Source organism: Actinomycetota bacterium (assembly GCA_030017835.1).
Classification (GTDB): Bacteria; Actinomycetota; Aquicultoria; order UBA3085; family Oleimmundimicrobiaceae; genus Yes70-04.
The window spans coordinates 48632-60530 of record JASEGU010000004.1; the positions used below are offsets into that span (position 1 = coordinate 48632).

14 protein-coding genes and 1 tRNA gene are annotated in these 11899 nt (G+C 55.1%); 8 read left to right on the forward strand and 7 right to left on the reverse strand.

Features of this window, described 5'->3' with window-relative positions; translation table 11 throughout:
- Position 1: 1 nt before the first annotated feature.
- The 3 genes from QMD53_02035 to QMD53_02045 are packed head-to-tail and all read right to left on the reverse strand — an operon-like array spanning position 2 to position 2862.
- On the reverse strand, positions 2-436 hold the full coding sequence (locus QMD53_02035; protein ID MDI6799452.1) for an FHA domain-containing protein: 435 nt from the start codon (positions 434-436) through the stop codon (positions 2-4).
- Complete coding sequence (locus tag QMD53_02040; GenBank protein ID MDI6799453.1) at positions 429-1133, reverse strand: DUF3662 and FHA domain-containing protein; 705 nt, start codon at positions 1131-1133, stop codon at positions 429-431. Before QMD53_02040 ends, QMD53_02035 begins: the two co-directional genes overlap by 8 nt.
- 10 nt (positions 1134-1143) lie before the next feature.
- The gene (locus QMD53_02045) at positions 1144-2862 is read right to left on the reverse strand and encodes a serine/threonine-protein kinase (protein ID MDI6799454.1); all 1719 of its coding nucleotides are present in this window, start codon (positions 2860-2862) and stop codon (positions 1144-1146) included.
- Positions 2863-2994: 132 nt separating this feature from the next.
- Here QMD53_02045 and QMD53_02050 point away from each other — a divergent pair.
- Positions 2995-3081: transfer RNA gene (locus tag QMD53_02050), tRNA-Leu, on the forward strand.
- A 52-nt stretch (positions 3082-3133) separates the two neighbouring features.
- Positions 3134-4207 carry a hypothetical protein gene (locus tag QMD53_02055; GenBank protein MDI6799455.1) on the forward strand — a complete coding sequence of 358 codons (1074 nt, stop codon included), beginning with the start codon at positions 3134-3136 and terminating at the stop codon, positions 4205-4207.
- On the opposite strand, the gene larC is transcribed toward QMD53_02055, so the two are convergent.
- Genes larC through larE form a run of 3 tightly spaced genes read right to left on the reverse strand, consistent with a single transcriptional unit; the run spans position 4204 to position 6960 of the window.
- Positions 4204-5391, reverse strand: a complete 1188-nt coding sequence (larC, locus tag QMD53_02060) for a nickel pincer cofactor biosynthesis protein LarC (protein ID MDI6799456.1) — start codon at positions 5389-5391, stop codon at positions 4204-4206. The genes QMD53_02055 and larC overlap by 4 nt on opposite strands.
- A gap of 5 nt (positions 5392-5396) precedes the next feature.
- Positions 5397-6149 carry a nickel pincer cofactor biosynthesis protein LarB gene (gene larB / locus QMD53_02065; GenBank protein MDI6799457.1) on the reverse strand — a complete coding sequence of 251 codons (753 nt, stop codon included), beginning with the start codon at positions 6147-6149 and terminating at the stop codon, positions 5397-5399.
- Entirely contained in the window at positions 6139-6960 is an 822-nt protein-coding gene (larE, locus tag QMD53_02070) for an ATP-dependent sacrificial sulfur transferase LarE (protein MDI6799458.1), read from the reverse strand. Before larE ends, larB begins: the two co-directional genes overlap by 11 nt.
- 114 nt (positions 6961-7074) lie before the next feature.
- On the opposite strand from larE, the gene QMD53_02075 reads away from it, so the two are divergent.
- The 6 genes from QMD53_02075 to QMD53_02100 all read left to right on the forward strand — a co-directional run bounded on the left by QMD53_02075 (position 7075) and on the right by QMD53_02100 (position 11469).
- Entirely contained in the window at positions 7075-7605 is a 531-nt protein-coding gene (locus tag QMD53_02075) for a DUF4446 family protein (GenBank protein MDI6799459.1), read from the forward strand.
- Positions 7592-8440, forward strand: coding sequence for a prephenate dehydratase (pheA, locus tag QMD53_02080; GenBank protein ID MDI6799460.1), 849 nt, complete (start codon positions 7592-7594; stop codon positions 8438-8440). The genes QMD53_02075 and pheA overlap by 14 nt, the downstream gene beginning before the upstream one ends.
- 10 nt (positions 8441-8450) lie before the next feature.
- A complete protein-coding gene (serS, locus tag QMD53_02085; protein MDI6799461.1) occupies positions 8451-9722 on the forward strand; it encodes a serine--tRNA ligase in 1272 nt (423 codons plus the stop codon).
- Between the two features lie 524 nt (positions 9723-10246).
- Positions 10247-10756 carry a hypothetical protein gene (locus QMD53_02090; protein ID MDI6799462.1) on the forward strand — a complete coding sequence of 170 codons (510 nt, stop codon included), beginning with the start codon at positions 10247-10249 and terminating at the stop codon, positions 10754-10756.
- A gap of 178 nt (positions 10757-10934) precedes the next feature.
- Positions 10935-11162: a hypothetical protein gene (locus tag QMD53_02095; protein ID MDI6799463.1), complete on the forward strand. Its 228-nt coding sequence runs from the start codon at positions 10935-10937 to the stop codon at positions 11160-11162.
- A 67-nt stretch (positions 11163-11229) separates the two neighbouring features.
- Positions 11230-11469: a hypothetical protein gene (locus QMD53_02100; GenBank protein MDI6799464.1), complete on the forward strand. Its 240-nt coding sequence runs from the start codon at positions 11230-11232 to the stop codon at positions 11467-11469.
- 182 nt (positions 11470-11651) lie between these two features.
- Here the strand turns inward: QMD53_02100 and QMD53_02105 are convergent, their stop codons facing one another.
- Positions 11652-11837, reverse strand: a complete 186-nt coding sequence (locus tag QMD53_02105) for a hypothetical protein (protein ID MDI6799465.1) — start codon at positions 11835-11837, stop codon at positions 11652-11654.
- Between the last annotated feature and the right edge of the window lie 62 nt (positions 11838-11899).

Sequence of the window (11899 nt, forward strand, 5' to 3'; positions counted from 1 at the left end):
ATCACTCCAAAAATTCAAAGAGCGTCCGGCCGAGCTGAATCTTGTCGCCGACCTTCAAGGGACGAGCCCCCCAGAGCCGCTCGCCGTTTAAGAAGGTTCCGTTGGCGCTCTCCAAGTCATCCAAATAGAACGCATCGTCCTGGCCGTATATCAGAGCGTGTTCCTTGGAGACGAAGTCGTCCATGATCCTAACATCACTGGAGTCATCCCTTCCGATCGAGAGCTCGCCGCTTATCTCAAACATCCGGCCCGCTTCCAAGAACTGGCTGTCCAAGACGACGAGCCGCGGCTCCTTGGCCGGCCCCTCGGCCATCTTCGTTCCAAGGGGCTGGCCTTCGTCAAGATCGCTCCCGATCCTCCTAATGAGCGAAAAGAGGAACAGATAGAGGAGGATCAGAAAAATGATCTTTAATGCTATCTGGATCAGACTAAACATCGCTGATGTTAAACTCCAATCTGGTCTTTCCGACCGTTATGACATCCCCCTGTTTTAACTGGGCTGATTCCACCACGCAGTCATTGAGCAGGGTGCCATTGGTGCTGCCAAGATCTTTTAGGATATACCTTCGGCCGTCTTTTCTTATCTCGGCATGAAGGCGAGAGGCGCTCTGGTCCATAACGTTGATATCGCAGCCGGAAAGGCGTCCTATCGTAGTCGTCTCCTTTTCGAGAGGAAAGACGCTATCCTTCGAGCCCCGGCTGCCTCTCTGCAAAAGGCGGGCCTTTGGGTCTTTCTGCTCGAGCTCAAAGGCTTCAATGGCTATTGGGTCGACTTCGAGCGTCTCCACCCTCATCTCGCCCAAAGATAGAGAGACGTCTTTAGTCAGCTCAACCTGGGGCTTGGCCAGAAGACGGCAGCCCTCCTTTTTGGCCGTTTCCTCCACAAAGTTCTTTAGTTCGGCCAAAAAGGTCTCTCTCATCGGTCCCGTAGCCTCGAAATCATCGGCGCTCAAGGCGACCAAAAAGGAGCTTGGGGCGATGAACCCGCTCAAGGAGAGCCGCTTCTTTCTCTCCATCTCCCTAGCCAGGCCCTTCGCTATCTCGACCGGATGGATGCCTGACTTAAATTGCTTGGCAAAAAAGCCCTCCACCAGGCCCTCCAGTCTTTTTTCCAGCTCGCCGAGCAGGCTCAATCCCCCCCCCTCATCTCTTCGGCCCCCAGGTTATCTTTATGTAGTGAAAGATGGCGATGAATATTATAAGCATTATAAAGGAAAAAGAGACCCTTTGCAGAGCCTTGCCCAAATCTAGGGGAGGGCTTGCGTGAAGCGTCGGGAGCCACATCTCTCCGAGGAGGAGGACGACGCCCCCAAGTCCGGCCGCGATGAGATCGGCCAAGAAGCGTTTGTTTTTGGCGAGCAAGGCCACCAGAAAGGCGGCGGCCGCCCAGATGAGGGGCATCAGGAGAAGCGCCGGATCCTCGATGAATGCTTCAAGCAGGATAAATAGGGTTGAGAAGGGGTTTGTGGTAGCTTTTATCTTTAGGGCTAACTGGGCTGAGCCGGCAAATAGGTCGTATGCCTCAAGCGCGAAGGCGCCGGCCGCGCCGCCTATGGCAGCCGGGATCGGATCCATGATGACTCCGATTGCAAGGGGAAAGAGATGCGAGAGGCCGAGTCGGCCAAGGAGCGGTGCAGCAAGGAAAGAGGCGCTGGCCTCGGGAAAGCTTCTTGCAAAGTTCAATATATAGAGGGAGGCTAGGGCTAAAAAGATCAAAGAGAGGGAGAAGGAGAAGGCGCCTATGGCCAGCGCGGCGGCGAGCGCCACGGTGACCAAGCCAAGCAGAGGGGAGAAGAGGGCTACAAAGAAGGTGACAAGGGATAGGATCGCCCCGATCTCCTCCGAAAAGAAGGAGGACCCCTTAAGGCCGAGAAAGAGGAAGCCCCCCAGAAGGGCGGCCGAAAAGAGCCTTGCCGCGACCAGGGCTCGCTTTCCCCCCATCTCTTCCAAGCCTTCTTTTATGAAAGCCAGCTCCTCGTCGAAGAGGCCGCCTTCTCCCACATACGCCCCGGCCGCCCTTGCAAAGAGGGGACTAAGCGTCCGCTTGGGCCGGCCTTTGGCCTGCAGCAGCCTTTCAAGCTTGTAGCGCAGACTCGTGACCGTCCTCTGCCTCTTGTCGGGGTTTTTATTTAAGGCTTCGGCAATCACGTGGTCCAACTCTTTTGGCACGCCGGGGACGACCCGGCTCAACGGCGGCGGCTCTATGTTGATGGTCTTGTATATGGTGGCCGCCGCCGTCTCGGCCTCAAAGGGGTTTTCGCCAGCCAGCATGGTATAGATTAGGACTCCCAGAGCAAAGATGTCGGTCGCCTCATCGACGTAATCTCCCTTAGCCTGCTCCGGAGATACGTAGCCGAGGCTTCCCAAAAGCTCCTTATCCACTGTGAGGCGAGGCGCTTTCTTAAGGCGGGCTATCCCGAAATCCATGACCTTGATCCGTCCGTCAGCAAGGAGCATTATGTTGTCGGGCTTGATATCCCTATGGATGACCTCGTTCTGGTGGGCATACTCTAAAGCCAGCGCCACCTGAGATGCTACGGCGACCGCCTCTTCGGGAAAGAGGGCCCCTTGCGTCTCAAGGATAAAGGTTAAAGTGAGCCCGTCTATGTATTCCATAATCAGATAAAAATTATCATCATCCTCGACGAACTCATATAGGGTCACGATATTTGGATGTTTCAAGAGAGCTGTCGTGTTGATCTCGCGCATCGTTCTAAGGTCGCTTTTGCCACCTTTTGCCACCTCTTTTATGGCCACCTCTCGCTCCATCTTGCGATCGAACGCCCGGTAGACCCGGGCAAAGCCGCCGGCTCCCAGCTCTTCTATGACTTCAAATCTCTCCAGAAAAAGGCCTCTATCCAAAATGTCTCCAACGATGGTTTTAATCAATTTTACTAACTTTGGGCGTCATTAACCAGCTTCGCTTCACCTCTTCAAAAAAATGATATAATTCTTGATAAATCGGCCCCATCGGGGCCGACCCGATCCACTTGCGCCGGGGTGGTGAAATTGGCAAACACGCTAGGTTCAGGGTCTAGTGCTCGAAAGGGCTTGCGGGTTCGAGTCCCGCCTCCGGCACCATCATCGATCAGCATCAGCAGTCAAAACAATCGGAAGGAAACCGCCTCCCATCATGTCCGAGCAACAAGGTAGATATCCTCCCAAGCGCAAAGTCAGATACATGAAGAAGCCCAGGAAGAAGAGGGCTTCGCCCCTTGGCCCCTTGCTTCTCTTCGTCATCGTGGCCGCCATCATCTACTTTGTCGCAAAAGGCGGCGGCGAAGACGTAAGCGCCTACGACTCCTATGTCTTGGAGATAAACAAGCTTGCCAGGGCCTCCAATGAGATTTCCAAAGATTTCTTCCTCCTCCGGGCCGAGGCCTTCACGATCACAAGGGGAGAATTTAGGGCGAGGATGGATAAGAATTATAACGATAGCTTTGAGATATTCGGAAGGGCGGCCGCGATCGAGCCGCCGCCCAGCCTGGAGGGGGCTCACGCCTATGCCAGGCTGGCCTTCGATTTAAGGGCGGACGGCATGGAGCTCTATGGTCCGGCCATGGCCAGCGTCCTTGAGGAGGATAGATCGGAGGCCGTCTCAAACAAGCTCTCGACTGCTCTCAGATACCTGATCTTAAGCGACGAGGCCTATTTCCGCTTCGAAGAGGATGCCAAGGGCCTTCTTGCGACCAAGGGGGCGACCTCCTCCCTCATAGGCTCAGAATTCGTCGAAGATGATGATATTTCGGACAGCTCCAAAGTCAGCGCCTATATCAAGGGGCCCCAGGCCCCTGAGGTCGAGGTCGAGACGGCGGCGGGGTCGGAAAGCAAAGTCCTTCGAGGGGTCGCCGTCACCGGCCTTGTGGTGAAGCCAGCCCGGATCGCCTATGACGAGGCGACCAAGGTGGCCACCCTGCCCGATGTCAGCGAGGTCTCGGTCGAGGTGACGGTCGAAAATCAGGGCGACCTGACCGAAAGCGACCTGACCGTCAGGGTTATCGTTGAGACGGCGGATGGGACCGATGTGGGGGCAAGGAGCGCAAAGATAGTAAGCATCGCCTCCGGAGAGAAAAAGGTCGTCTCAATAAAGGGGATCAAGGTCGCAAAGGGCGGAGCGATAAATCTGCTCAAGGCGACGGCCGTCCCGGTCGAAGGGGAAAAGATCACCACCAACAATACTAGGGAGCTTAAGTTCAGGGTGGGCTAGGGCCCGGTCAAATCGGCCCTTGCCTGGCTCCGGGCCTCTTCGTAGACGGCCCTGATGGGAACCCCGTCCTTTAGGGCGGCCTCTCTGCAGTCCTCATATTCCGGCGAGGCGCTTATGGCCCCGCCCTCAAAATGGCCGATCTTGACCCCAATCTCGCCGTAAATGGTTTTGACCTTAACCGTCTTGCGGGCGGCCTTCTTCCTGGAAAGCGGGCTAATCCTGATTCCCAGACTCCCTGTCTCCAAAAAGAAGGCTCTTATCAGGCTCTCTTCCTTCTCCTTGTGGACGATGGCCGAGAGGGCGACGGCCGGGCGCATCTTTTTCATGTAAATCGGAGTCAACCAGGCGTCCAGGGCGCCCACCGTAAAGAGGCGCTCGATTATGTGGCCGAATAGCTTTGGCTCCAGATCGTCGATGTTGGTCTCGATGAGGATCACCTCATCCGCTCGGTCGGTCTCTCTCCCATCGCCCTCAGTCTCTCCGATTATCAGCCTAAAGATGTTTGGCGACTCTAAATCATAAGAGCCGGCTCCATAGCCGACAAAGAGCACTCTTGACGGGGGAATTGGCCCAAACTCGCTTACGACGGTCTTTATTAGGGCCGCCCCGGTTGGGGTAGTAAGCTCGAGGGGGATATCGCCGCCATAGATGGGAGCCCCCTTTAGAAGCTCCAGGGTGGCAGGGGCGGGCAAGGGGAGCTCGCCGTGGTCGCATCTGACCGTTCCGCTTCCCGTTTTGATGGGAGAGGAGAAGGCTTTTTCGATGGCGAAGTGGCTAAGGCCGACGGCGCCTCCGACTATGTCGACGATGGAGTCGACTGCTCCGAGCTCGTGGAAGTGAACCGCCTCCACCGCTTGGCCGTGGAGGCGGCCTTCCACCTCGGCCAGGGCCAAAAAGATTTGGACGGCGAGCTCTTTGACGCGCACCTTAAGGGAGCTCTCTTCGATCAGGCGCTTAATATCTCTCCAGGGGCGAGCCTTGCCGTCCTCTTTTGAGACGATCTTAATCGAAGTTGCGGCAAGGCCCGCCCTCGTCTCTCTGCTTGCGCGGATCTCGCAGCCCTGAAGGCCCAAGGAGGCGATGGCCTCTTCAACGGCATCTAGCGGCAGGCCGGCGTCTATCAGGGCTCCCAAAAACATGTCTCCGCTTATTCCCGATGAGCAGTCGAAATAGGCTATCCGCATCCCCTTTAATCCTCCCCCTTCAAGGCGTTTATTCTGGCCGCGATTGTGCCGGCCCCAAATCCGTTGTCGATATTTACAACGGCTATTCCAGGAGCGCAGGAGTTCATCATGGTCAGAAGGGCGGCCAGCCCTCCGAAGCTTGCGCCATAGCCGATGCTGGTTGGAACGGCGATTATGGGGCAGGAGACGAGTCCCCCCACCACGCTCGGAAGCGCTCCATCCATGCCGGCGATGGCGATTATCACGTTGGCCGCCTCAAGCCGACTTCGGAAGGATAAGAGGCGGTGGACGCCGGCCACCCCGACATCGTATATCCTTTCGACCTTGGCTCCGAGCATATCGGCCGCTATGGCCGCCTCCTCGGCGACCGGGATGTCCGAGGTCCCACCCGTAAGGACGAGGACCTCTCCTCGCTTGGGCAGGGTCCCTTGGCCCACGGTTATGATCCTTGCTCGCGGGTGGTATCTAGCCTTGGGCACTAAGCCTAAAACCAGGTCGAAAGCGGCCTGGTTGGCCCTGGTGGCCATGAAGCTCGTCCCTGTTTTGGCCAGTGACTCGGCTATCTCGCCGATCTCGGCCAAGCCTTTACCGGGGCAGAATATCGTCTCGGGCGCAGAGGTCCTCAAGGGCCGGTGATGATCCACCTTGGCAAAGCCGAGGTCTTCGAAGGGAAGGTCGCGGAGCGCCTCGAAGGCCTCGCCCGCTTCGATCTCACCTTCGGCGAGCCTTACCAGAAGCTCTTTTATCCTAGCCTCCATGGGCCTCCTTAAGCTGAGGCAGAGCGAGCGCTTCGCCCCCCTTTTCGCAGATGAATAGACGATCGAATCCAAAAGAGGAAAAGTCGGCGAGCAGATTCGCCTGAATCATCCTCTCGGCAAGCTTGGTAAGGCCGCCAAAATCCAGCTCTATCTTTGCGGACTTCGGGCCGAGCGATCTGACCCTTACATGGGAGATGCCCAGACCCTTGACGGCCGCCTCGGCTCGGTCGATTCGGCCGAGCAGCTCTGAGGTTATCCTCTGACCATCCCCAATCCTTGTGGCAAGGCAGCTCTGAGGCGGCTTGTTCCAGAACGGGGAGCCCATCGTTTTAAGGATCATCCTAACCTCGCTCTTGCCCATGTTCAGTTCGGCCAAGGGGGAGAGGACGCCAAATTCTTTCAGGGCCAGAAGGCCGGGGCGGTCGTCCAAGAGATCGTCTGAGTTCGTGCCGTCAATGAGGGTCGAGGCGCCCACCTTGGATGCTGTCTCCATCATCTTAGATAGGATCAGCCGCTTGCAGAAGTAACATCTCTTTTTGCCGCTTTCCAAGAAATCTTCATCACCCAAGGGGTCTATCTCGACTATCAGGGGCTTAACGCCGAGGGTGGCAGCCATCTTCATTGCCGCCTCAAGCTCGCCACTTGGAAGCAGGGGGCTGGCGGCGGTGACCCCGATTGCTCCAAATCCCAGCGCTTCTTTGGCGGCGGCAAGGACGAGGAGGCTGTCGGCTCCGCCGGAGAACGCCACCAAGACAGATTCAAAGGAGGCAATCCGTTTGACGAGGGAGTCGTAACAACTTGGCCTAGCCATATTCATGCTCCTTAAGGCAGAGTTAAAATAAGTATATCAGGCTTAAAGCGAATGCAAAGCGGCCAGCTTTTGTGTATAATTTTACAATCTTTATCTTCGCTTAGGAGGAGCAAGTTGACTTTTTTTGAAGGGAACCCCGCGACGACCATCGGCCTTGTGGCCCTTATTGCCCTCTGGCTTCTCATCTTGACCATTAGGTTCATATCCCTAAAAAGGAGCTTAAAGAGGGTGAACAAGGCAGCAAAGAAGGGCGATGTGGCTGCCCTGATCGGTCAGCTCGCCGATGAAGTCATCTCGTTTTCCGGCCGGCTAAATGATCTAGAGGGGGCCCAAGCAAGGACCGCAACCCAGCTTAAGGGGGCGATTCAACGGGTCGGCCTCGTCAGGTTCGATGCTTTCGGTGACATCGGAGGGGGCTTAAGTTTTGCTCTGGCCATCTTGAACGAAAATGGCGACGGCCTGGTCATAAGCACAATAAACGGTCGCACCGACAGCCGCTCATATGCTAAGGTGGTAAAGGGCGGCGAACAGACCGCTCACTCCCTCTCGAGCGAGGAGCAGGGGGCGATTGCAAAAGCCATGGGTTCGAGGGGAGCTCATCGCGGCGAGGTGGCCGACAGGGAATGGCAAAATGAAGAAATTTGAGAATAACAAGATAGCCTTCTTGGGACCCAGGGGGACCTTCACCGAAGAAGCCCTCCTCTCGGTCGTCAAGGTGGATGAAGAGAACCTTTTGCCCTGTGCAACGGTTCACGAGGTCATAGGGGCCATTGAGACGGACCGGGCCGATAGCGGCATAGTGCCGATAGAGAACTCCACCGAGGGCTCGGTCAGCGACACCCTGGATGCCTTGACCTTTGAGGCGGAGAACTCCCTCATAGAGAGGGAGATAGTCTTTCCCATCCGCCACCGCCTCCTGGCCAGACCAGGCACCGAGGTTAATGAGATAGAGACCGTCATATCACACCCTCAGGCGGCCGCCCAATGCCGGGCCTTCTTGAGGAACAATCTGCCCGGTGCTGAGATAATTGCGGCCAACAGCACGGCTGATGCCGCTCGCATGGTGGCGGGTGAAAGGACTCGGGCGGCCGCCATCGGAACCGAGCTTGCGGCCAAGATCTACGGCCTTAAAGTAATAAACGACAACATAGAGGATTTCAAGGATAACAAGACGCGCTTCGTTCTCTTAGGCAAGGAGCAGGCGAAAAGGACCGGCAAAGATAAGACTTCGATCGTCTGCTTCATCTACGAGAACCGGCCGGGAAGCCTTCTTATGATTTTGCAGGAGTTCGCTTACCGCTATATAAACCTGACCAAGATCCAGTCGCGTCCGACCAAGAAGAGCCTGGGAGACTACTGCTTCTGGATAGACTTCGAGGGCCACATCGAGGACGAGAAGATAGCTTCGGTCATGAAGTGTTTGAAGTGCAAGTTCAGGGACGTCAAGGTCCTGGGCTCTTACCCGATGGCCGGAAAATGATGGAGAAGAAATGCTAGATCAGAGATTCGTTCGGGAGAATCTTAAAGAGGTCGAAGAGGCCCTGGGCAAACGGGGAGCCGAGATCGATCTCAAGGAGCTGATGCTCCTCGATGCGAGGAGGAGGGAGCTTCTGGTGGAGGTCGAGGCGCTTAAGGCCGAGCGCAACCGCGCCTCGGAAGAGATAGGCCAAATGAAGAGAGAGAAGCGGGATGTAAGCGAAAAGACCGAGGCCATGAAGGTCGTCTCAAACAGGATAAAGGAGTTTGACCAAAAGGTTGCTCGCCTCGAGAATGAGGTCAAGGACTCCATGCTCGTCATCCCCAACATCCCCCACCCTAGTGTACCGGTCGGCCAGGATGAAAAGGATAACAAAGTGAACCGGATCTGGGGGGAGGCGCCCAACTTCGATTTTGCGCCAAAGGCCCACTTCGAGATCGGCTCCGATCTTGACATCTTCGATTTTGCGCGTGGAGTCAAGATCGCCGAGTCAAGGTTCACCTTGCTCAAAGGGGATGGAGCCCGCCTGGAGAGGGCGCTCATAAACTTCATGCTCGACCTCCACACCAAAGAACACGGCTACACCGAGATATTTCCGCCGATACTGGTCAACTCGGCCAGCATGACCGGAACTGGTCAGCTTCCCAAGTTCGGTGCCGAGCTGTATAAATGCAGCGACGACGATCTCTATCTGGTTCCAACCGCCGAGGTTCCGGTGACCAACATATATCGAGAAGAGATACTTAGGGCAGATGAGCTCCCCTTGAACTACGCTGCCTACACGCCCTGTTTTCGCAGAGAAGCGGGGGCGGCCGGAAAAGATACCCGGGGCATAATCCGTCAACACCAGTTCAATAAGGTGGAGCTGGTCAAATTCGCCAGAAGCGAAGATTCCTACGAGGAGCTGGAGAGGCTGACGGCCCACGCCGAAGAGGTCCTAAAGAGGCTCGGCCTCCACTACCGAGTGGTTCATATATGCGCGGGCGACCTCGGCTTCTCCTCGGCCAAGACCTACGATCTCGAGGTCTGGCTCCCTTCCTATAATGATTTCAAGGAGATCTCCTCCTGTAGCAACTTCGAGGATTTCCAGGCGAGAAGGGCGAATATCAGATATCGAGATGCAAACGGGAAGATTCAATTTGTTCACACCCTAAACGGATCGGGCCTGGCCGTTGGACGGACGCTCGCGGCCATCTTGGAGAATTATCAGGTCTCAGATGGAAGCGTGATCATCCCCGAAGCCTTAAGGCCATTCATGGATGGCAGAGAGAAGATTGATCGATGAATAAGGTTTTGAGACTTGAGTCAAGCTCGATTCGATCATGGGATTATTGCCCAAGGAGTGATTTAAGCTAGGCCGATTGTTATTATTTTGTAATTCGAAATATTTTAAATCTGAAATATAATATCTAGCTAAGAGTGCTCGCGCCTTCTGTTTAAGGATTCTTAATAAGGCAAAGACAAGAAAAATTTTTTAAATTTCATCAATCCTCGTGATTTCTTTAAGCTGAGGGGCATAATAGGCGAAGAAATCGCATGGCAAGCCAAGCCGATCTTAAAGGCAAGTTTGTTTCTCTGCACAAAGCAGAAGGGGAGGTAGCAAAAAATTGAGGAAGCTCATTTCTCTATCTCTTTCGCTAATCCTGTTTCTAGCCGTCTTTCCAGCAACGGCCCTCGCTGCCCCAGGGTCGTCATCACCGAGTACGACGCCGATTCCAGCATAGAGCCAGGCGAAGAATTTGACCTCGATCTTGCGGTGGAAAATGTCGGCGACGATGATGCTGAGAACGTGGTGGTCACTCAAGTGCGGTGATAGTCTCGAACTATATAATGTCTCCTTCGGTCATCGCTCCCGGCGGCCGGTTCAAGCTTGACCTGACCCTAAAGAACGTCAGTGGCACCGACGTTGAGGATATCTCCGTCTCGGCTGTTGAGGCGAGCGGCGCCATAGCCGCCGTTGAGAGCGGAAATACTAAATATATCGAAGAGCTTGGTTCTGGCGACAGTGAAAGGATAAGCTTCTCGATGATCTCGGAGGCGAGCGCGGCCAGTAAGATGCTAGTCTTAGATATCGCTTTGGCCTATGAAGACGAGGCGGGAGTGGCCGTGGTGGTCGGCACCGGAAGCGTGAAATATTTATCGAGCTCGGGTAGCGGGAGCAAGTCGAAGGTAGCCTTCGAGCTGGCGTCGGGCGCCTCTCTCTCCTCGGGCATATATAATTTTCCCATCAACTTCTCTTACGTCGATTCTAAAGGTAATATTAAGGCTTCTTCCCAGGCGAAGGCCTCATTGCCGCAAGGCAGCCAAATCTTGCCATAAGCTTCATAGATTATCCCGAAACTGTTTTAGAAGGGGAGTCCTTCGATCTCATCGTGGACTTTGAGAACAGAAGCACTTTTGAGGTCAAGGAGGTCGTCGTCAAGGTCGAGGGAGAGGACTTCGATATAACCGCGGCGAGCTCTTCATCGGCACCTTAGACGGCGAGGAGGGCGACACGATGGAGGCGGTCCTTGTGCCTAAGAAGGCCGGAGACCTCGAGGCCACCCTGACCCTGAAATATACCGGTGACTTCAACCAGGAGCAGATGATCGAGAAGAAGCTTCCGGTCAAAGTGGAGCAGGCCGAAGCCTCCGAAAACGGAGCAAGCGGCGGCGCCACCGGTGCCAGATCGATCTTGGACTGGATAGTCTCGTTGATTAAAGGGCTGCTCGGTCTGGGCGGTTAGTTCCGCTAGCCAAAGGGCGATAAGCCTTCTTTAGAAGGATTTTAAAGTTTGGGGGAAAGGGGTTCTTATGGAGGAAGATGTCTCCAAAGAGACGATAGAGGACGCAGAGGAAGATCTCGAAACCGAGGCCCAAAAGGGTGGCTTTGACTGGAAGGGACTCCTTTTCGGGGGCTTTAGTCTGCTCAAGACCTCTACCTTCAGGTCCAAAGCCGTCATCGAAGAGGCGGGCATAATCGGAGCCTCTTTCGGCCTGGTCATTTTGTGGGCCATGAAATCGGTTCTCATAATCGGCTTTGACAAGCTTTAGGGAGAGAGGAGCTCCTTTTGGAAGGCCCTTCCCTTGGCCGGCCTCACCTGCCCCCCATTTGCCTTGCGCAATCTTCTTTAGTTGATTTACATGGCGGCCACTTCGGTTCCGATAGTTCATAAGGGTTTATCCGCGCTTGCATCTTCCCCTGGCAGTCTTTCAGTAAACATCGAAAGCTCTCTCTATAGGCTACTTACGAGAGTGGACCTATTCATCATCTGGTCGGCTCTGCCCTTCTTTTTGGTGATGAGAGACCACGTCAAGCTGGATAAGAAGAGAGCGATGTTGGTGGCTGGTGCATGGTGGGGGCTTATAGCCACCCTTGTGCTCAGCTCACCCATGTTTATATAGCTTGTCATTTCTTCCAAGAGGTGTATAATTTTTCATTTCACCGACAGGCTTTAAGCAGAATATAATGGCCATCGCAAGT

Excerpts from the sequence above, each read along its gene's own strand:
- QMD53_02035 (MDI6799452.1), bottom strand. The coding sequence starts at position 436 with ATGTTTAGTCTGATCCAGATAGCATTAAAGATCATTTTTCTGATCCTC.
- QMD53_02055 (MDI6799455.1), top strand. The coding sequence starts at position 3,134 with ATGTCCGAGCAACAAGGTAGATATCCTCCCAAGCGCAAAGTCAGATAC.
- larC (MDI6799456.1), bottom strand. The coding sequence starts at position 5,391 with ATGCGGATAGCCTATTTCGACTGCTCATCGGGAATAAGCGGAGACATG.
- larB (MDI6799457.1), bottom strand. The coding sequence starts at position 6,149 with ATGGAGGCTAGGATAAAAGAGCTTCTGGTAAGGCTCGCCGAAGGTGAG.
- larE (MDI6799458.1), bottom strand. The coding sequence starts at position 6,960 with ATGGCTAGGCCAAGTTGTTACGACTCCCTCGTCAAACGGATTGCCTCC.
- pheA (MDI6799460.1), top strand. The coding sequence starts at position 7,592 with ATGAAGAAATTTGAGAATAACAAGATAGCCTTCTTGGGACCCAGGGGG.
- serS (MDI6799461.1), top strand. The coding sequence starts at position 8,451 with ATGCTAGATCAGAGATTCGTTCGGGAGAATCTTAAAGAGGTCGAAGAG.
- QMD53_02095 (MDI6799463.1), top strand. The coding sequence starts at position 10,935 with ATGGAGGCGGTCCTTGTGCCTAAGAAGGCCGGAGACCTCGAGGCCACC.
- QMD53_02100 (MDI6799464.1), top strand. The coding sequence starts at position 11,230 with ATGGAGGAAGATGTCTCCAAAGAGACGATAGAGGACGCAGAGGAAGAT.